The organism is Roseibium salinum, from assembly GCF_026240905.1.
In the GTDB taxonomy this organism is placed as follows: Bacteria; Pseudomonadota; Alphaproteobacteria; order Rhizobiales; family Stappiaceae; genus Roseibium; species Roseibium salinum.
On the sequence record NZ_JAPEVI010000003.1, the window covers coordinates 3,384,989 to 3,405,000 of the forward strand.

Below are 20,012 nucleotides of genomic sequence, written 5' to 3' on the forward strand. Positions count from 1 at the left end.
CGATACTCGTCGCGCACGGCCAGCCGTCGCACCCGCAGGCAGGTGAGGAGCATATGCGCGCACTTGCACAAAGGGTCCGCGAGTATCTCCCCGACTGGAAAATCCGGGCGGCCACGCTGGCGGCGCCGGGGGCGCTCGATCATGCGCTGGAAGCTTGCCGCTCTGCGCCGCTTGTTTTCCCGGTTTTCATGACAGACGGCTGGTTCACCAAAACGGCGCTCGCCAGCCGCCTGGAGGGAACAGACGCCCGGCAGCTTCCGCCCCTCGGCGTGCATCCCGAATTGCCGCGCCTGACGGCCCGTCTCCTGCGAAACGCCGCCACACTGTCGGGCTGGGCACGGTCCGGCTTCGACGTGCTCCTGGCCGCGCACGGCTCCGCGACAGGCGCGGCCCCGGAAGAATGCACCATGGCCTTTGCAAACGCCCTCGCCCGCTGGCTGCCCGCAAGACGGATCCATGTCGGCTTTCTGGAACAGGACCCGCATCTGGCCGAGGTTGCAGGCCTGTGCAGCCTCCGCACGCTGCACCTGCCGTTCTTCGCAGGCGCCGGCGGACATCTGACGCGCGATGTTCCGCAGGCCCTCGACGGGGCAGGATTTGAAGGGCTGCGCATGGAATCCCTGGGAGAGGCCTACTTCATTCCCGACCTCATCGCGCACACGCTCGAATGCGCCGCACAAAGGACCCTGGCGGCATGACCCGTATCGAAAAAGGCTGGCCGGTCACGACGCTGGCGATCGTGCTCTACCCGTTCACCGCGGCAGCCGTCGCGATCAACCTCTTCATGCTGAGCCTGATGGGCATCGCCATCGGCCTGCCCTCGCTGCCGCCCGTAACGACCATAGCCCTCAGCATCCCGCTCGGAATACCGGCAACATGGCTGGTCGCCCGATGGGTGCGCCGGCTGATGGACGAAGCTGACCGGAAAGCTCCGCGGGCGGAGTGAGGGAAGGCAGGAAGCAGGCAAGCACGCGGTGGCACAATTGCCATAAGCGGCTGGGACGGCAAAGCTTATCCCAGCCACCCGTCCGCGCCGTCGTCGCGCACCACGAAGGCGCGTGTTGCCGGGAAACCGGCCATGGCAATCGCCAGGCGCTCTTCCCCGCAGACCAGTGCCGCCGTCGACAGGCCGTCGGCTAGGGCCGCGGTGCGGGCGATCACGCTTGCGGCGGTAAGACCGGAGCGGACCGGCTCCCCCGACTTGGGATCGAGAATGTGGGAGCGTGTTCCAGACTGGTCGAAGGTCGTGCCGAGCCGGGCGGAGCTCGCCACAGCGGCATCGGAAAGATGCAGTTTCACCTGCGCGTCGCTGCGGTGGGGGTCCGGACGAAGGGTGACGGGCCAGCCGGTCTGTCCCGGCTCCACCTCGTCGGGCGCCGCGCCGCGCGCGGTGATCTCGCCAAGGTCGACGACCATGTCCGTCAGGCCGTTGGCCGAAAGCAGCGCCGTGATCCGGTCGGTGATGAACCCCTGGGCGATGCCGTTCAGGGTCATCGCCATGCCGGGCCTCAGGAACCTGATCGCGTCGGCCTGCACCGAAACATGCTCAAGACCGGTCCGGTCCCGGGTGGCGGCGAATTCGCCTGCCTGCGCGGCACCGACGGCCCGGCGAGCGTAATAGTCCCAGAGCGGCTGGACGGTCGGGTCGAAGGCTCCGCCGGTCACGAGGTGAAGCTGCTGCGACAGGCCGAGGAGTTCGACCAGTTCCAGGGACGGGACGGCAAGTTGTCCGTTCCGGTTCAACCGGGCCAGCTCGCTTTCGCTGCGGTAAAGGCTGAAGATGTTTTCAAGCCGCTCGATTTCCGCCTCGATCCGCACGAACAGCCGTCTCGCCGTATTCTCATCATCGTGGAGCAGGTTGATTTCCGCCCTTGCGCCAAGCGCGATCCCCGTCCAGCGATGAAGGGAGGCTTGCGCCCGTGCGCTGCCGGGAAGCGCCAGAGCAGCCGCACCGGCCGCACAGATCTTCAGGAACCGCCTGCGGTTGACCGGCTTTTGTATTCCGTAAGTCGTTGTCATTACCGAACCTCGTTCCGGCCGTCGTCCTGGTCACGTGCCGCCGATGTGACGTCGATCGATTCCAGGACATAACCCGCCGAAATTTCCTTGAAGCGGACCACGCTGCCGCCATTGGATTGAACGAACCGTTCCGCCCCCGCCTGACTGCCGAACGGGATGGCCTCCGCGGCGCCCATGCCGCCGGCCTGCGTGCTGCCGATGACGAACCAGGCGCTGTCGGCCTCGATCCAGTTGTCGGTGCCCGGCTGGTCCCAGCTTTCCGCCTTGTCCATGTCGTTCACATAGATGGCGGCGATGTTCTTCGGCTCTTCGGGAGACAGCGTGAAGGCAACCGCGTCGCGGACCTGGGTGAACCAGAACGGGTTGGGGTTACCGGTCAAATGGATTTGCGCTTTCGGGCCGCTGTGGTCCAGCACCGTCATCTGGCAATAGTGCCCGGCGGCTTCCGGCGTCAGATCCAGGGCGGCTGGCCTGGCAACCTGCACGTCTTCCTGGCAGGCCGTCAGCAGGCCGAGCGCGAGAAGGACGATAGCACTGCGTTTCATGGTGCAATCCTCCGGATAAGCATGGCCGATCCCGTCAGCGCGGCGCCGGCGAAAGCCACCAGGGAGGCGAGCGCCAGTGCGGGATCGAAGGGAAGCGCTTCGGCGACACCGGCCATCCCGCCGACGAGATCGCTTGCCCCGAGGGCGGCAAGGTTGAAGAGACGGAAGGCGTCGGCCGGATTGAGCAACACCGCATAGGGGAAGACCTGGGAAGCGAACACGCCGCTCGGATTGGCGACGAGCGCGCCCAGGAGGGCAAGGTCGTAAAGGACGACCAGGAACAGCCAGACGGCGATGGAAGCTGCCGCCGCGGTTCTGGATTGCCGCGTCAGGGTGCTGAGAACATAGCCGATTGCCAGGAAGCAGATGCCGAGCAGGACCGAGGTCGCGATCAGGCGGACAAAATCGGTCAGTCCGGCGAGCGAGCCCGCGCCGAGGGCGACCAGCAGACCCGCCGTCAGGCCATAGCCGGCCACCAGCGCGAAAGCCAGCACCAGAGTATGGCCGAGTGCCTTGCCGACCAGGAACTCGGAGCGGGAAATCGGGCACGAAAGCGTCATCAGCAGGGTGCCGCGCTCCACCTCGCCGCAAATCGCGTCAAAGGCCAGCAGCAGCGCGATCAGCGGGACGAGATAGACCGACAGGCTCGCCAGCGAGGCAACGGTGATCGTCAGGCGGTCGACGCCGAGCGTTCCCGCCGGCGCGGAGCCGAGCATGGCCAGCGCCAGCGAAAAGACCGCAAGGATGATCGCCGCCAGCAGGATCCATCGGTTGCGGATCCCGATGCGGATCTCCTGTCCGGCAATGGTGAAAATCCGGGAGAACATGTCTCAGGCCTCCTTCTCGGCCACACTGGAAAAATGCCGGTAGACATCGTCCAGGCTCGGGTCGTGGACATCGATATCCTCGACAAGACCGCCAAGGCTGCTGATGGCGGACAGCGTTTGAATCTTGTCGCTGGACGTACAATCGAGCTCGACCGAGCGGCCGTTCATCCTGCCGCGTCCCAGCCTGCCGGCGACTTCGGCAAGCGATTCCGGGCTCGTCCAGACCTTCAGCCGGATCGGCAGACCGGCCTCGGCGCGCAGGCGCGAGAGCACGTCGTCGGCAACGAGTTTTCCCCTGGAGAGGATCAGGATCCGGTCCGTGCGGGCTTCGAGTTCGGTCAGGGCATGGGACGAGAGCAGAACGGTTGCGCCGCGCTCCGCGATTTCCCCGATCAGCTCATAGACTGTCTGCCGGGAAATCGGATCGAGGCCGGTCGTCGGTTCATCGAGAAGCACCAGCCGCGGACGGCCGATCAGCGCCTGGGCAAGGCCGAGACGCTGGCGCATGCCCTTGGAATAGGTGCCGACACGCCGTCCGGCCGCATCCTTGAGACCGACCCTGGTCAGAAGCGGCATGGCTTCGGACGGTTTGCGGCCCTTGAGACGGGCATAGAATTTCAGCACTTCCTCGCCGGTCAGCGCCGGCGGGAAGGCGACGGACTCGGGCAGATAGGCGCTTGCCTGCCGGGCCGCGTTGCTGCCGGGAGCCGACTGAAGCACGCTGACGTCGCCGCCGTCGCTCTTCAAAAACCCGAGAATGATCTTGAACAGCGTGGTTTTCCCGGCGCCGTTATGGCCGAGCAGGGCCACGCGCTCACCCGGGTTCAGGGAAAAGGAAACGTCATCCACGGCCATCTGGCCCGAAAAGCGTTTCAAGACATTGCGCACGGTGAGGCTGGGTATGGTCATCCTTGGACTCCCGAATCCGGCATAGCCTGAGCCGGTGGATGCATGAGAGGGGCATTGTCGACGATCCCGCCGGGCAGCAGCGCCGGGAACTGCGACTGCGTCCAACGCAGCAGCTGGACGGCCGGACTGCCGATCAACAGCTTGGCGGAGGGCTGGGTCCACAGAACCTGGTCGACGAGATCATTGGGACGGTAAGCCGTGTCGGCGATGCCGTCGCCGTTCATGTCGAAGGCGGAATGGTCGCTCCAGAAATTGCCGCGCCCGCCCGTGCTCCAGTCGAGCTGGCGGCTGCCGACATATTTGACCTGGGTCCTGTTGCGGATGAAGGCATTGCCCTGGAACGCGTTGTTGTCGGAGCCGGCGGTAAAGTGGACGCCGATCGGGCAGCCTTCGAACCGGTTGTCCGCAACCTCGTTCTTGTTGGCATTGTACATGAAGAGGCACTTTTCGCCGCCGCCCGTAACCTGGTTTCCGGTTATCTGCGCGCGGTTGGCATAGTTCAGCATGAGGCCGTGGTTCCGGTCGCCGATCGAGACGTTGTTGCGGATCACGAGGCTGTCGGAAAACATCAGCGCAAAGCCGATGTCGTTGCCCTTCGAGACGTTGTTTTCGATCACGCCTCTGTTGCCATGCATGTAATGGATCGCGAAGCGCAATTCCTCGAAGTGGTTGTTGCGGAACGTGTCCTTGTGGCTGTTATTGACGAAGACCCCGTCGCGGCCGAAGCGGATGGTGTTGTATTCGGCCAGAAGATCCGGCGCGTTCCAGACATAGATGCCGTTGCCGCGCTCGTTCACGCGCAGGTCGCGCCGACCCTCGATGAGGTTGTTCGAGACGACCGAATTGCGGGCGCCGTGCACGTCGACGCCGGTCAGGTTGTCGAGGATGCGGTTGTTGCGGATGACGGCCCGGTGCGCGGTCTTGGCGAGCTTGACCCCCGCATCGAGGGTTTCCTGTGACAGGCCCGACCCGGTCAGGGTCAGTCCCTCGACGGTCACGTCGGGCACCGTGACGGTGACGACGCTTCCCGTGCCTGTTCCAACGATGCGCGCCTGGCCACCGCCATCCAGGACAAGCGGCTTGTCGAGGACGATGGGGCCGGCGTGATCGCCCGGAGCAAGCCGGAGAATGTCCCCGGCTTGCGCTTTTTCCAGCATGTCCTGCAATGCGCCACCGCTTGCGGGCACCGACCATTCCCTGGCGGCCAGCGGTCCGCAGACCGTCAGGGCCACCACGAAAAGGGCCAGTTTTCCCGTCAGTTTCGGCAGGGCGCAGAGCATCGGTCAGGCCTCTCTCGGTTCCACGAACATCCGGCCGCGCATTTCCATATGGAGTGCGTGGCAGAACCACTGGCAGTAGTACCAGTGAACGCCCGGACGCTCGGCGACGAAGGTGACCGAAGCGGTTGCCTGGGGCCCCACTTCCATGGCAACGCCGTAATTCGATAGGCAGAAGCCATGGGTCAGGTCGTCGATGTCGTCGATGTTGGTGACATAGACCGTCACTTCATCGCCCTGCTTCACCGTGAATTTCTCCAGGCTGAAGGTCGGTGCGACGGAGTGCATGTAAACACGCACCTTGTTGCCGTCGCGAATGACATCCGCGGCATATTCCAGATCGACGCCGTCTGCCTCTGCCTGTTTCTTGGCATCGTCGAACCATGGGTGATCGCGATCCCAGACGGTTGCAGGGTTCACTTTCGACCGGTGCACGATGATGCTGTCATGCGGTTCGGCAAAGGTCGGACCGTCATGAACGACTTTCATGTCGTCGGTGGAGATGTCGATGAGCTGTTCGTTCTCCGGTTTCAGCGGGCCGACATTCAGGAAGCGGTCCTTGGAAAACTTGTTCATCGACACGAGCCACTTGCCGTCCGCCTCCGCGGTTTCGCCCATGGAGGTGGAGTTGTGGCCCGGCTGGTAATGCACATCGACCTTGGAGATGATCGGATCGACATCTTCACCCGCAAAGGCGCGGATCGCCTTGTCGATGTTCCATTTTACCACCTGGCTGTCCAGGAACAGGGTCGTGAAGGCATTGCCCTTGCCGTCGAAGGCCGTGTGGAGCGGTCCAAGGCCGAGCTGCGGTTCGCCGACAACCGCCGAACGCGGATCGGCATTGTCGCTGAACAGCGCATCGACCTTGGTGACATCGATGATGGACACGGTCGGCGACAGCTTGCCGTTGATGACGATATGCTTCTTGTCCGGAGCCGCGTTGCAGCCGTGGGGGCTGTTCGGGATCGGGATGTAGCGGGTGAACTGCGAGCCCGCTTCCTTGCGGCCGTCCACCACCGGTACCCCGTTCAGTTCCTGATAGTTGCCGGCGGCCACAGCCTCTTCGATCGCCTTGATGTTGAAAACGACGCAGTGGTCGAGCTCGCTCTCGGTCATCTCGGCAAGGGTCATGCCCATTTCCGAGTTGTAGCTGGTGGAAAAGGCGTATTTGCCCTGGTAGTCCGCGTCGCAGTTGTCGAGGTTGCCGGAGACGATCACCTGCCAGGCGACTTTCATCTCATCGCCGTCAATGGCGGTGAAGATGCAGGAATACTGCGATGGGTCATCAAGGATGGAGCCGTCGTTGACGAGCGGCGCCTCATGCTCGCCATTGGCGAAGATGTAGCCCGTGCGCGGATATTTCTGCGGGCGCATGCCGTGAATGTCATTCGCGTTCGGGATCTCGATGATCTTGTCGCATTTCATCGTGGTGCAGTCGATGCGGGCGACGCGGGTATTCGCCTTGTCGTTGGCGAAGATGTAGCGCCCGTCATAGGTGCCCTCGGTGAAGGACATGTGCGGGTGGTGCAGGTCGCCATTGTCATAGGTGACCTTGCCCTGGGCCGCGAGATACGCCTTGGTTTCGGGCAGCAGGCCCTCGGTCAGGATCTTCAGGGACTCATTGGTCTGGCCCCAACCGGTGGCCGAGCAGCGGTTGAATACCGGGATGCGCATCAGTTCGCGCATCGACGGAAAGCCGAGAATGCGCAGCTCGCCGGTCTGACCGGACGACCAGAAGCCGTAATACTCGTCGAGTTCGCCGGGTGCGAGTTCGAATTTCTGCCCGCCTTCCGCTGCCCAGGCCGGATTTGCCCCCGACACGGCAACAGCGCCCATGCCCGCGACGACCGCGGTCTTGGCCGTGCCGCCCAGCAGGTCGCGGCGGGACATGCCTGTGTGTTTTTCCAATTCCTTCATGGCGTTTCTCCTTCGTTTGCCTATTGAAGGTTATTCGGCTGTGACCGGCTTGGCCTTACGGGCCTCGGTTTCCGGTTTCACAAGCCCGGTCTGGACTTCGAAGCGGCGTCTCTTCGCGAGCTTCTTGATGCAGACGGGACATTTCTGGTCGTGCTGATACAGAACCTGGCAGTGCAGGCAGTACAGGCACTCGTTGGGATTGATGTGGCCTTCCGGGTGGATGGCCTGGACCATGCACTCCTTGGCGCAGCGGTTGCAGGGATTGCCGCACTCGCGGTAGCGCTTCAGCCAGTCGAACATCCGCAGCCTTGCCGGGATGGCGAGCGCCGCGCCGAGCGGGCACAGGTAGCGGCAGTAGAACCGCTCGATGAACAGCCCCGCGGCCAGCAGCACCACGACGAACAGGACGAAGGGCCAGGCGCGCTGGAACTTCAGGATGATTGCGGTCTTGAACGGTTCGACCTCGGCATAGTGCTCGGCCACATCGAGCGAATAGAGCGACAGTCCGAACAGACCCAGGAAGATGATGTACTTGATCGGCCACAGGCGTTCGTGAAGGCCCCAGGGAACTTCGATCTGAGGGATCCGGCACAGTTTCGCCAGGCGGTTGGTCAGCTCCTGCAGGGCGCCGAAGGGGCAGAGCCAGCCGCAATAGGCGCCGCGCCCCCAGAAGAGCAGCGCAGCCGCCACGGAGAACCACAAGAGGAACACCAGCGGGTCCATCAGGAAGGCATTCCAGCTGAAGTCGCTGGTCAGGGCCGAGAAAAAGGCCAGAACGTTGACGACGGACAGCTGGGCGTTTTCGATCCAGCCGAGCCAGACGAGCGTGAAGGTGAGAAACCCGATGCGGAACCAGAAGGTGAAGCGTTCGTTGCGGGTGACCTGCATCTGGAAGAAGAAGACCAGGGACAACACGCCGATCGCGCCTGCAAGGATGACGATATCCATCTTGCGGTCCGCCCAGATCCGTTCCCAGAGTTTCCGGACACCGTCGTCGTCGGCGCTCACATTGGCGGTGGTCGTCGCGGCGCCGGGCGCGCCGGCTGCCGGTGCGACGGTCTTCAGGTAGGTGTCCGGCAGCTTGTAGCCGAGATCGAAGGTCAGAAAGACCTTGTCGATCGCGCCAACGGCGCGCTGCACGAGGAGCTGCAGGCGGAATTCGTCCGCCGGGTCGAAACCGGCATCGGCGGGAATGATGAAGAGGTCCATCTCGGAAAACGCCGGGGCGCCGTCCGCGGCGATCTCGCCGACGCGGTTTTGCTGGCGGTCGTGGAAGCGGACGGACATATCGTCCTGGATCAGCTGGATCCGGTCGAAGATGCCGCCGCGCACATAGCCCGATCCCTTGTAGGAATAGCGGCCCCTGCCCATCACGATGAGCGCGTGTTCGCCTTCCTTCAGGCGCTTCTTGAGGTTGGCGTATTCGGCTTCGCCCAGCAGGGACAGGCCGATGGACGGGACGTCCGCCAGGGTGAGATAGAGATCTATGAAGGTCTCGTCATCCGGACCGGCTTCGGGACGGGCAATGGCGCGCTGATCCCCCTGGGCGGCAAAGGCCTCGTTGATCTGCGCAACGTCGAGAGACATCCGGCGCACGGAACCGTCGCCGGTCAGGCTCATCCAGTCGCGCACTTCCTGCTTGTCCGGATCGATCACCTTCTGCGGACCGCTGTCGGCAACTTGCGGAACGAGGCCGCCGAGGCCGAGGGCCCGCGCAACCTTGATGCCCGAGCGAACGATGGAATCATCGATCACCATGATGGTCACGGTAGCGCCGGAGATGATGTCGAGCTCGTGCGCGGACCCGCCGCCTTCGGCTTCTGTCTTGAGGTCAAGACCGGCATAGCCTTCCGTCACCGCACGGATTTTCGCATCCGGTATGCCGATCAGGACGATAGGCTCGGAATGCTTGACGAGCCGGACGCCGGTAATCACCGCGTTTTCGTCGACGCCAACGAGCGTGTGGATGGGCTTGCCGGAATAGCCGGTGGTGGAAACGAAGTCGGATGTCAGGAAAACCCAGCCGATCGGCGTTCCGTCCTTCAGCGCCGGAACGACCGCGACGTCTTCCCGCGGCGTCCCGAACGCATCCGCGCCCGGAACCAGTTCGCCAGCCTCGACCTTATCCAGAAAACGGGACACCAGAGCGTCGGCAGCCTGTGCCGGAAACGTCTGCAAGATCTGAAACGTCACCATGATCAGGGCGCAGAAAATCGCTCTCAGGTAGAGTTGGTGGGCAAGGGGTCGCACAGTGCACTCCGTTTTTTTTCTTGAGCTCGTTATCGCGACTTACAGCCTTGCCCGCTTTGATGATGATCAAGTGTGGACAAATAGTTTTTTTCGGTAGGCTCGCACGAGTGGCCACGTCCTTGTTTCATCTGCCTTTTCCGGTTTGCCGTTCCGCTCGCGGAGTGGACAGGATCGGAAAATAGACGCCGGCGAACAGGCCGAATGCCAGAACCCACAGTCCTCCGGCGAGCAGCATGACTTCGAAATAGCCGTAGGCGAGGAACCCGAAGACACGAGTGAGCGCGGCGGCAATGAGGGCGGCATAGGCCAGGACGATCAGGCGGGAGACCTTCAGCGGCATGCCGGCATGGCCGAGGGAGGCGCGCGTCATCATGGCAAGGGTCATGCCGCCGACTGCGCCGATGGCGAGCAGGTGAAGCGCGGCGGTTTCGTCCACGAGGTTGAACGTCAGGCTGAGTCCGTAGAGAAGGTAGCCCGCGGCAAGCAGCAGATAGGCGGCGTGCAGGACCCACAGGATGGGGCTGTTGAGTATCCTCCAGCCTTTCCAGCCGGCCAGCCTCGCCAGGTTCACGGCCCCTGCCCCGAGGCACAGGACACCGGTCACCGGCGCCGGAACAAAGGGCAGGGTCGCGACCGCCGCCAGCAGGGACAGGAGAATGCCGGACCGCTCCAGCCAGACATGCGAGCGCGGCATCGATCCGAGATAGCCTTCCCGCTGCAGAACGTTGCGGGTGAAGGCGGGAACGACCCGCCCGCCGATGATGGCGATCATCGCGGCGCTGAGGAAAACCCCCAGCCGGACGCCGGCTTGGGCGGTTCCTTCCGTCCAACCGATCCAGTCGAGATGCATCAGAAGGTTGGCGAGGAACAGCCCGCCCAGCAGAACGATGAATACAGCATTGCGGGCTTGCGATTTGCGCGCAAGACGGCCGAGAATATTGGTGGCGAGAATGGGAACGAAGAGAAGATCCACCGCGGCGACCAGGATTGGATCGAGCAGACCAGAAAACCAGACCGCGAAGCGCCCGAGCAGCCAGACGGCACCGCTGACCGTCACGAAGATCGTCCGTGCCTCTTTGGTTCCGGTCCAGCTCGGGACCGCGGTCAGGAAGAAACCGGCCATCACGGCGACCGTGTAGCCGAAGACCATTTCATGGGCATGCCAGAGCTGCGGAGCCATGCGCATGGGAAGAGTTCCGACACTCTCACCGGCGGCAAGCAACCCGAGCCAGAGAGTCCATGTCAGCATGGCGAACACCGAGAACACTCCCGCAGCCAGGAAATAGAACCGGAAGCCTGCGGTGAAGAGCGTCAGAAACCGCGCCGGGGTCCGACGGGTGGAAAGATGAAAAGTTTCGGCCATATGCCCATGCCTCAAAGATGCCGGGAGTTCGACACCGGGATCTGAGTCCACCAGTGTCCAGTCTGCGGCCATACTCGCGGTCCTTGGGGCCAAGCGACTTGACGAACGTCAAGCTTTGCAAAAAACCTTTGCGCGGATCAGATTTGCCGGTGGGGATCGCCACTGTGTTTCGGCTGACCCGGGACAATGATACGGCGTTCGGCGTCTTGAAGGGATAGGCGACATCAAGTCATTACACCCACGGAAGTCATCCCGGCCAAGCGCCAGCGCAGAGCCGGGACCCACTCGCTGACCCGCTTGCCGAAGCAGCCGCGAAACAGTGGTCGAGCCTTCCTGCACAAATTTCCAAGGCTATGGGCACGCGTTGGCCCCGGGTCTCACTTACGTTCGCCCACGGTGACACCTGAGGAGTGGTTCTTCGCAATCCAGGGGGCCGGGCAGGCCATTCCGCGCTCAATCCTGCCCGGTGATCCTTGCGAGCTCGTTCAGGCGGCGCGCGCAGCGGTCGGACAGGTCGGCGAGGAACTTCAGGCTTTCGGCATGGTCGGACATTTCCTGAGCCGAGAGATGCTGCCGGTCGATCTGACCTAGATCGGAGAGAAAGGCGACGCCGGAAACAAGCTGCGCGTAGTCCGCCTCGATGCTCGCGGTCAATTCCCTGCGCAGTTTGAGCATGCGCCAGGCCTCGATGGCGGTGATCGTGCGGTCCAACTCGTCCTTACAAGCGCAAGGCATGTCCAGCCGGTCGAGGACACGGTGGATCTGCTCCATGAAATCCCGGCCGCGATCGCTCATTGCCGGGCCGTCGGTTTCTACGCCGGGATCACTGTTCTCTTCCATCCCGCCTCTCCTGACAGATAGGCATTGCAGAGCGGTCCGGGCAGGTCCAGTGCGCCGAGCCCGGTTTCGAACTCTTCCGCATCGATCGCGCCGTCCAGAAAACGCCGGAACAGGCCGCTGACCTCGACCATGTCGACCGTGTGGGGCGACAGGCGCAGGCGGCGCACGCCGAGCGCCTGAAGGTGCCCGCTTGCAAGGCCGGCGAAGTGGCAGGCGTCGGACAGTGTCTGAATGCCGTTCGCCGCCAGAAAGCTGCGGCCATCCAGCGTGGCGACATCCATGCCGTCGGGGTCCTGGTCGCAGACGAACTGGCAGGAATCCTTCCTGAGGCCGTGCGCCCGTGCGTGGTAGCAGCGCGACGACAGGGCCAGCGGCAAGCGGCCGAAGGCGAACAGTTCCACTTCCACCTGCGGCACGAGCGCGGCGATTTTCTGGATCGCGTCCAGCGGCAGCTCGACCGGCGGACACCAGGCGACCGCGCCCCGTTCCGCGAGAAAGGCCAGGGTGGCTTCGTTATAGACATTGAGTAGGGGACCGGCCGCGAACTCCCGCCCGGAGCAGGCGGGCAGCATGGACATGTCGTTGATCTCGATGGCGAGATCATAGCCTGCCTGTTCGCGCAGGATCTGCCGCTCCCGCTTGTTGACCGGCTGCGCGAGGGTCGACAGCACAACGTCCTTGCCGGCTTTTTCCAGAATGTCGATCGCTTCGGGCCACACGGGATCGTTGAAGGGCATGCGTTTGCCGCACACGACCTCGCCGAGATAAACACGGTCGACGGGGGCTTCCGCCGCTATCCGCCGGTAGAATTCCAGAAGCCGTTCGGCGGACCAGTTGAACAGGCACGGACCAAGTGAGAGTTCCAGAGGGGTACTGAGAGAATGTTCTGTTGCGGACATATCCGGCCTCCTTTACCGCCAGGTCTTCTTGTAGGAGCCCGATGTCTGCCGGCCGCCTTCGGAAAAGGCGTTGAGGGCGGCAATAGCCGGACCGGCATCGCCGCCGCTTTCGAGACTGTCGAGTGCGCGGCGAAAGGCGCCGACGACACCGGCAATATAGGCCTTGCCGCGCTGCCGCCCTTCGATCTTGAGCGCCGTCACGCCGGCTTTTGCCAGGTCGTCCAGGAGTTCGAAGGCATTGAGGCTGACGGGGTCCTCGAACAGATAGCCGGTCTGCCCGCGGGCGCTGAACTGTCCCTTGCACAGGGTCGGATAACCGGCCGCCTGACCGCTCTCGAATCGGTCGATCGTATAGCCGCCCAGACGCGCAAGCAGCTGGCCGTTCTCGTCTTCCCGGTAGTCGACATGGTCGGGCGGCGAACAGACGCCGGTGAGGTTCGGCGATTTTCCGGTGGCGTAGGAGGACAGCGCGCAGCGCCCCTCGGTCATGACGCACAGGCCGCCGAAGACGAACACCTCGGTCTCGACGTCGATTTCGCGGTTGAGCGCCGCGATTTCCGGCACCGTCAGGACACGGGGCAGGACGACGCGTTTGACGCCGAAAGCTTCCGCATAGAACCGGATCGCCTCCGGCGTGTTGGCCGCGGCCTGGACGGACAGGTGCAGACGCGTGCCCGGATGGTTCGCCGCGGCATGGTCGAGCACGGCGATGTCGGCGGCAATGATCGCATCGGCGCCGCAGGCCGCTGCATCGTCGACCGCGTGCTTCCACAAGCCGACGTCCCCGGCCCGGGCAAAGGTGTTGATGGCGACGAGAACCTTTGCCCCCTTGCGGTGGGCATGGGCGACACCTTCGGACAATTCGTCGGCGGAGAAATTCAGGCCCGGGAAGTTGCGTGCATTGGTTTCATTGGCGAAGCCGCAATAGATCGCATCCGCCCCGGCATCGGCGGCGGCGCGCAGGGCGGACGGCGTTCCCGCCGGGCAGACAAGTTCCATCTGGTTCCGTGCCGCGCCGCTCATGACCGCTCCCGTTCCGGCTGAGCGACCGACCTTGCCGCGAAGGCCCTGGCCTGTGTGAGCAGCGTGTCGCTGAGTTCGTTCATCCAGCGCGCGGATGTTCCCGACAGGCCGAAGAACTCACCTGGGTTCAAATCCGCCTCTTCCAGAGTGTTGCGAAGCGCCAGCACATATTCCGTTCTGCCTTCGATGCGCAGGTCGCGGGTGAAGAACAGGGCATCGCCGTCATAAGTGCCGTCAAGCAGTCCCAGCAGCACGAGAAAGGGCGCCCGCACGACGGCCTGTGCCTCAGAAATCCTCGTCTTGTCGCAGATGCGCACGCTCGACCTCAACGGATCGAGCGACAACAGAAACGCATGGGGCAAGTCGTCGGGCACGATTGCGACCGGCACCTGGACGACGGCGCCAAGCCGGCGCAGAAGATCCGGCCGCCGGGCCACCAGGCGCCTGATGAAGCGGGACAGAAGGGCCTCCATCGGCAGCCGCGGAAGCGGCGCAATCAGCAGGGCAACCATCGGCGGCAGGCAGAGGGGTGAAGACGGTCTGGACATTCCGGGCTCGCTTTCCGTGCCGGACCGTAATCCAGAACCGCCGGGTCAGGACTTGACTAAGATCAAGGGGCCTCGTCGGTTTTTCCGATATCGCGGACTTCGACTTCGCCCCCTTTCTCCAATTGGCAGCTTCATGACCGGCCGCGACCTGCCTTCCTTCGCTGACCTGCGGACTTTCCTGTCCTTTCTGGAGAGCGAAGACGACTTCCGCAAACTGGATACGCCCGTCGACGTGCATCTGGACGCCGCTGCCCTGCACCGGAAAGTGATCGAACGCCAGGGACCGGCCGTGCTGCTTACCGCGCCGACCAACGGCAAGGAGGGCGGCTTTGCCGCACCCCTGCTCATCAATCTGTTCGGCACCCGCAAGCGGGTGGCCAACGGGCTTGGTCTTCATCCCGAACATCTGCCGGATCTCGGCCTGTTCCTGGCGGCCCTGCGCTCTCCCCAGCCGCCGAGCTCCTGGCGCGAGGCGCACAAGCTGCTTCCGATGGCGAAGGCGGGGTTGAATGTCCGGCCGAAACGGGTTGCCGCGAGCAAGGATCTGGAGCCGGTCGCCGCCGACCTCACCCGATTGCCCGTCCAGACCTGCTGGCCGGGCGACGCCGGACCGCTGATCACCTGGGGCATGGTGGTAACCCGGCCGCCGGGATCCGACGATCCCAGGACCTACAATCTCGGCATCTACCGCATCCAGGTTCTGGGACTCGACACGGCGATCATCCGCTGGCTGCCGTTTCGCGGCGGCGCGCAGCATTACCGGCAGTGGCAGGACGCCGGCCGGCCGATGCCGGTGGCCGTCGTCATCGGCAGCGACCCGGCAACGCTCCTTGCCGCCGTCATTCCGGCGCCCGGAAATCTGAGCGAACTTGCGCTCGCCGGCATCTTCAACGGCGCTTCCCCCCGCCTGGCGCCCTGCGATCAGATCGACTTGCATGTGCCGGCCAGCGCGGAAATCGTTCTGGAAGGTGAGATCAACCTGGCCGAAACCGCGCTGGAGGGCCCGTTCGGCGACCATACCGGCTACTATAACGATCCGGCGCATTATCCGGTTTTCCACCTGCGCGCCATGAAGATGCGCAAGGATGCGGTGTATCTGTCGACCTTTACCGGCAGGGCCCCGGACGAACCGGCGGTGATCGGCGAAGCGATGACGGATCTCTTCCGGCCGATCCTGCGCCAGGCCGTGCCGGAAATTACGGATGTCTACCTGCCTCCGGCGACCTGCTCCTACCGGTTTGCCGTCTTGCAGGTCGACAAGTCCTATCCCGGCCAGGCCCGGCGGGCGATGATGGCCTTCTGGTCCCTGCTGCCGCAATTCTCGATGACCAAATATGTCATCGTCGTCGACCCGGATATCGACATCCGCTCGTGGGACGACGTGATGTGGGCGGTGGCAACAAGGTCCGATGCCGAGCGCGATCTTCTCGTTCTCACCGGCACGGCGGTCGACCAGCTGGATTTCGCCAGCCCGTGCGTCGGTCAGGGCGGAAAGCTCGGCATCGATGCGACCATCAAGCTGGGAACCGAGACAACCCGTCCCTTCGCCCGGACACTCAAGATGCCGCCGGAGGCCGAAGCGCGGGCGGAAACGCTGTTCGCGGAACTGTGCAAGGCAAGCCGGGACGGGAGCGGGCAGCCATGAAACCGGTCAGACGCGTTACTGTGGGCATTTCCGGGGCATCGGGCGCCGCCATTGCCGTCGAATTGCTGCGTATGCTGGCGACACTCGGAATCGACCGGTACGTGATCGTAAGCCAGGGGGCCGAGCGCACCATCGGGCTGGAACTTGGTGTGGCCGCTCGCTGCGAAATCCGGGGTCTGGCGACAACGGAGTTCGATCATGCCGATCTCGCCGCGCCGGTTGCCAGCGGCTCGTTTGCCGTGGACGCGATGATCGTCGCCCCCTGCTCGATGCGAAGCCTTGCGACCATCGCCTATGGCACGGGAGAGGGATTGCTGGCGCGGGCGGCCGATGTCACGCTCAAGGAGCGGCGTCCCCTCGTTCTCGTTGCGCGCGAAGCCCCGCTGCATGAAGGCCACCTGGAAGCCATGCTCAAGGTAACGCGCATGGGTGCAATCGTGTCTCCGCCGGTGCCGCCCTTCTATTGCGGCCTTCAGAGCCTTGACGACATGATCCACCAGATCGCGGCCCGGGCCCTGGCGACAGCCGGGATCGATCCCGGCGACTTCCTGCGCCGCTGGGAAGGCAGTGATTAGCGGCACCCGCGGGTGACAGCGGCTCGAACCACATGCCGTCCGCCTGCCGAATTCCGAGAAGGGCGCCCATTCTCCCTGCGGCATCGCAGTGGCCGGTGTCCTGGGCTTGATGAGGGTTGATCTAAACGCAAAAAGCCCCACGGTTTTAACCGAGGGGCTTTTGTTTGATTTGGTTGCGGGGGCAGGATTTGAACCTGCGACCTTCAGGTTATGAGCCTGACGAGCTACCGGGCTGCTCCACCCCGCGGTATTGTTTTGTTCACGGGAACCGAGGTTTCCCGGATGGGCTTGTTTGAAGCCCGGCATTTTTTGTTTTGTTTGTCCTCGGACCTTTGGTCCTGCGGGCAAACGGGGCTGCTCCATTTCAGGATGCGGCAGCGTATATCATTGGGTGACCGGTATTCTGCGCTGATATGGGACTTGGGATCCGGAGCGCAGCGGAGGCAAGGCCAAGCGGCCGCCGGCCGGTCAGGCCGCCCTCGCGGAGCGCAGCCCGCAGGGCGTTACGCGCGTGAGCGGCAACAGGTTGAAGATGATTGACTGCGATTTGCAGGCCTGGCGGCGACCTACTCTCCCACATCTTAAGATGCAGTACCATTGGCGCTGGGGAGTTTCACGGCCGAGTTCGGGATGGGATCGGGTGGGGGCTCCCCGCTGGGGCCACCAGGCCGGCGAAGCGCAGTTTTTGCGTAAAACTGGTGTTGATCTGTCCTCACGGCCGTACGCTGCTTGGCAGCTGGCCTGCGGACGGCGCGCCCTGACCGGGCGGCGGCCGCTTGGCCTTGCGAACCTTGCGGTTCGGGCTCTTTTCCCTTGGGGGATTGGAGCCTTGAGGCCGGTGAGAACTGGTCATTCCTGATTATTGATGAGTTTCGATCTGGTTTTCCTTCGGCTTTGCGAGGGAACAAGAGTTCCGAGCGCAGCGAAGGCAAGGCCAAGCGGCCGCCGGCCGGTCAGGCCGCGTGGTTCGCAGGACAGGTCCGAAGGACCGTACGTCCGTGAGAACAAAACCATGATCTCAAAAGCGCTTTCGCGCTTTTGGGATGATGAACATTGACTAATGAGAGGATCAAGCCGAACGAGCTATTAGTAAAGCTAAGCTTCATGCGTTGCCGCACTTCCACACGCTTCCTATCGACGTGGTGGTCTTCCACGGCTCTTCAGGGAGAACTCGTTTTGAGGTGGGTTTCCCGCTTAGATGCTTTCAGCGGTTATCCCTTCCGTACATAGCTACCCTGCAATGCGGCTGGCGCCACAACAGGTCCACCAGAGGTACGTCCATCCCGGTCCTCTCGTACTAGGGACAGATCCTCTCAATTCTCCTACACCCACGGCAGATAGGGACCGAACTGTCTCGCGACGTTCTGAACCCAACTCACGTACCACTTTAATTGGCGAACAGCCAAACCCTTGGGACCTGCTCCAGCCCCAGGATGTGATGAGTCGACATCGAGGTGCCAAACAATGCCGTCGATATGGACTCTTGGGCATCATCAGCCTGTTATCCCCGGCGTACCTTTTATCCGTTGAGCGATGGCCCTTCCACGAGGGACCACCGGATCACTATGGCCGTCTTTCGACTCTGCTCGACTTGTCAGTCTCGCAGTCAGGCAGGCTTATGCCATTGCACTCAACGAGCGATTTCCGACCGCTCTGAGCCCACCTTCGCGCGCCTCCGTTACCATTTGGGAGGCGACCGCCCCAGTCAAACTACCCGCCACACACGGTCCCGGATATTGTTGTACCGCGGTTAGATATCCATGACGACAAGGGTGGTATTTCAAGGGTGACTCCACAAGAGCTGGCGCTCCTGCTTCAACGTCTACCACCTATCCTACACATGTCGACACGAATACCAGTGTGAAGCTGTAGTAAAGGTGCACGGGGTCTTTCCGTCTGACCGCAGGAACCCCGCATCTTCACGGGGAATTCAATTTCACTGAGTCTATGCTGGAGACAGCGGGGAAGTCGTTACGCCATTCGTGCAGGTCGGAACTTACCCGACAAGGAATTTCGCTACCTTAGGACCGTTATAGTTACGGCCGCCGTTTACTGGGGCTTCAATTCGGTGCTTGCACACCTCCTCTTAACCTTCCAGCACCGGGCAGGCGTCAGACCCTATACGTCGCCTTACGGCTTCGCAGAGCCCTGTGTTTTTGATAAACAGTCGCCACCCCCTGGTCTGTGCCACCCCACAACGGTTGCCCGTCGTGAGGTCTCCCTTCTCGCGAACTTACGGGAGCATTTTGCCGAGTTCCTTCAGCATAGTTCTCTCAAGCGCCTTGGTATGCTCTACCAGTCCACCTGTGTCGGTTTCGGGTACGGTTTATACGTGGGAGCTATTTCCTGGAACACCTTCGCAGCACCCCCAATCCAATAAGGGGATACGACACACGGCATCCGTCACTACCCACAAGCTGCAGAATATTAACTGCATTCCCATCGACTACGCCTTTCGGCCTCGCCTTAGGGGCCGGCTAACCCTGCGCCGATTAGCGTTGCGCAGGAACCCTTGGACTTTCGGCGAGCGGGTCTCTCACCCGCTTTATCGTTACTCATGTCAGCATTCGCACTTCTGATATCTCCAGGAGCCCTCACGGGTCTCCCTTCGCAGACTTACAGAACGCTCCGCTACCGCGCATCCCGAAGGATGCACCCGCAGTTTCGGTGTATGGCTTGAGCCCCGGTACATTTTCGGCGCGGGACCCCTTATTTAGACCAGTGAGCTGTTACGCTTTCTTTAAATGATGGCTGCTTCTAAGCCAACATCCTGGTTGTTTTGGGAGTCCTACATCCTTTCCCACTTAGCCATAACTTGGGGACCTTAACTGGCGGTCAGGGTTGTTTCCCTCTCCACAATGGACGTTAGCACCCACTGTGTGTCTGCCGGACAGTACTTCCCGGTATTCGGAGTTTGGTTAGGATCAGTAAGGCGGTAAGCCCCCATAGCCCATCCAGTGCTCTACCCCCGGGAGTATTCATCCGACGCTCTACCTAAATAGATTTCGCGGAGAACCAGCTATTTCCGAGTTTGATTGGCCTTTCACCCCTAGCCACAGCTCATCCCCGACTTTTTCAACAGGCGTGGGTTCGGTCCTCCAGTGCGTGTTACCGCACCTTCAACCTGGCCATGGCTAGATCACTCGGTTTCGGGTCTAATCCAACGAACTCAGCGCCCTATTCAGACTCGCTTTCGCTGCGCCTACACCTACCGGCTTAAGCTTGCTCGTTAAATTAAGTCGCTGACCCATTATACAAAAGGTACGCTGTCACCCTCTCGGGCTCCAACTGTTTGTAGGCATCCGGTTTCAGGATCTGTTTCACTCCCCTCGTCGGGGTGCTTTTCACCTTTCCCTCACGGTACTTGTTCGCTAT

General features: G+C 62.7%; 16 protein-coding genes, 1 tRNA gene and 2 rRNA genes (1 of these 19 cut by a window edge). 4 read left to right on the forward strand and 15 right to left on the reverse strand.

From position 1 onward, the window contains the following. The first annotated feature begins 53 nt into the window (after nt 1–53). Both ON753_RS20195 and ON753_RS20200 read left to right on the forward strand, forming a co-directional pair. Entirely contained in the window at nt 54–698 is a 645-nt protein-coding gene (locus tag ON753_RS20195; RefSeq protein WP_265964854.1) for a sirohydrochlorin chelatase, read from the forward strand. Next, nucleotides 695–946, forward strand: coding sequence for a hypothetical protein (locus tag ON753_RS20200; RefSeq protein WP_265964856.1), 252 nt, complete (start codon nt 695–697; stop codon nt 944–946). Before ON753_RS20195 ends, ON753_RS20200 begins: the two co-directional genes overlap by 4 nt. Nucleotides 947–1,011: 65 nt before the next feature. Here the strand turns inward: ON753_RS20200 and ON753_RS20205 are convergent, their stop codons facing one another. From ON753_RS20205 to ubiT, 12 genes are all read right to left on the reverse strand, one after another. Further along, nucleotides 1,012–2,019: an FAD:protein FMN transferase gene (locus ON753_RS20205; protein WP_265964858.1), complete on the reverse strand. Its 1,008-nt coding sequence runs from the start codon at nt 2,017–2,019 to the stop codon at nt 1,012–1,014. Then, nucleotides 2,019–2,564, reverse strand: coding sequence for a nitrous oxide reductase accessory protein NosL (locus ON753_RS20210; protein ID WP_265964860.1), 546 nt, complete (start codon nt 2,562–2,564; stop codon nt 2,019–2,021). The genes ON753_RS20205 and ON753_RS20210 overlap by 1 nt, the downstream gene beginning before the upstream one ends. Further along, nucleotides 2,561–3,391 carry an ABC transporter permease gene (locus ON753_RS20215; protein WP_265964862.1) on the reverse strand — a complete coding sequence of 277 codons (831 nt, stop codon included), beginning with the start codon at nt 3,389–3,391 and terminating at the stop codon, nt 2,561–2,563. Before ON753_RS20215 ends, ON753_RS20210 begins: the two co-directional genes overlap by 4 nt. Before the next feature lie 3 nt (nt 3,392–3,394). After that, the gene (locus ON753_RS20220) at nt 3,395–4,300 is read right to left on the reverse strand and encodes an ABC transporter ATP-binding protein (protein WP_265964863.1); all 906 of its coding nucleotides are present in this window, start codon (nt 4,298–4,300) and stop codon (nt 3,395–3,397) included. Beyond that, complete coding sequence (locus ON753_RS20225) at nt 4,297–5,580, reverse strand: nitrous oxide reductase family maturation protein NosD (RefSeq protein WP_265964865.1); 1,284 nt, start codon at nt 5,578–5,580, stop codon at nt 4,297–4,299. Before ON753_RS20225 ends, ON753_RS20220 begins: the two co-directional genes overlap by 4 nt. A 3-nt stretch (nt 5,581–5,583) precedes the next feature. Further along, nucleotides 5,584–7,494, reverse strand: coding sequence for a TAT-dependent nitrous-oxide reductase (gene nosZ / locus ON753_RS20230; protein ID WP_265964866.1), 1,911 nt, complete (start codon nt 7,492–7,494; stop codon nt 5,584–5,586). Between the two features lie 30 nt (nt 7,495–7,524). Then, nucleotides 7,525–9,744, reverse strand: a complete 2,220-nt coding sequence (locus ON753_RS20235; protein WP_418068002.1) for a 4Fe-4S binding protein — start codon at nt 9,742–9,744, stop codon at nt 7,525–7,527. Between the two features lie 124 nt (nt 9,745–9,868). After that, on the reverse strand, nt 9,869–11,107 hold the full coding sequence (locus tag ON753_RS20240) for an NnrS family protein (protein ID WP_265964868.1): 1,239 nt from the start codon (nt 11,105–11,107) through the stop codon (nt 9,869–9,871). A gap of 453 nt (nt 11,108–11,560) precedes the next feature. Further along, nucleotides 11,561–11,947 carry a hypothetical protein gene (locus ON753_RS20245; protein ID WP_265964870.1) on the reverse strand — a complete coding sequence of 129 codons (387 nt, stop codon included), beginning with the start codon at nt 11,945–11,947 and terminating at the stop codon, nt 11,561–11,563. Next, a complete protein-coding gene (gene ubiV / locus ON753_RS20250) occupies nt 11,920–12,846 on the reverse strand; it encodes a ubiquinone anaerobic biosynthesis protein UbiV (protein WP_265964872.1) in 927 nt (308 codons plus the stop codon). The genes ON753_RS20245 and ubiV overlap by 28 nt, the downstream gene beginning before the upstream one ends. A 12-nt stretch (nt 12,847–12,858) precedes the next feature. Next, entirely contained in the window at nt 12,859–13,845 is a 987-nt protein-coding gene (gene ubiU / locus ON753_RS20255) for a ubiquinone anaerobic biosynthesis protein UbiU (protein WP_265967216.1), read from the reverse strand. A 20-nt stretch (nt 13,846–13,865) separates the two neighbouring features. Next, entirely contained in the window at nt 13,866–14,417 is a 552-nt protein-coding gene (ubiT, locus tag ON753_RS20260; protein WP_265964873.1) for a ubiquinone anaerobic biosynthesis accessory factor UbiT, read from the reverse strand. Nucleotides 14,418–14,550: 133 nt separating this feature from the next. Between ubiT and ON753_RS20265 the strand changes: the two genes are divergently transcribed. Continuing rightward, nucleotides 14,551–16,062, forward strand: a complete 1,512-nt coding sequence (locus ON753_RS20265) for a UbiD family decarboxylase (RefSeq protein ID WP_265964875.1) — start codon at nt 14,551–14,553, stop codon at nt 16,060–16,062. Further along, entirely contained in the window at nt 16,059–16,637 is a 579-nt protein-coding gene (locus tag ON753_RS20270; protein WP_265964877.1) for a UbiX family flavin prenyltransferase, read from the forward strand. Before ON753_RS20265 ends, ON753_RS20270 begins: the two co-directional genes overlap by 4 nt. 170 nt (nt 16,638–16,807) lie before the next feature. Here ON753_RS20270 and ON753_RS20275 read toward each other — a convergent pair. The 3 genes from ON753_RS20275 to ON753_RS20285 form a co-directional block, all read right to left on the reverse strand. Continuing rightward, nucleotides 16,808–16,884: transfer RNA gene (locus ON753_RS20275), tRNA-Met, on the reverse strand. Between the two features lie 306 nt (nt 16,885–17,190). Then, a 5S ribosomal RNA gene (gene rrf, locus ON753_RS20280) occupies nt 17,191–17,305 on the reverse strand. 397 nt (nt 17,306–17,702) lie between these two features. Further along, nucleotides 17,703–20,012 (reverse strand): 23S ribosomal RNA (locus tag ON753_RS20285) (it continues 414 nt past the right edge of the window).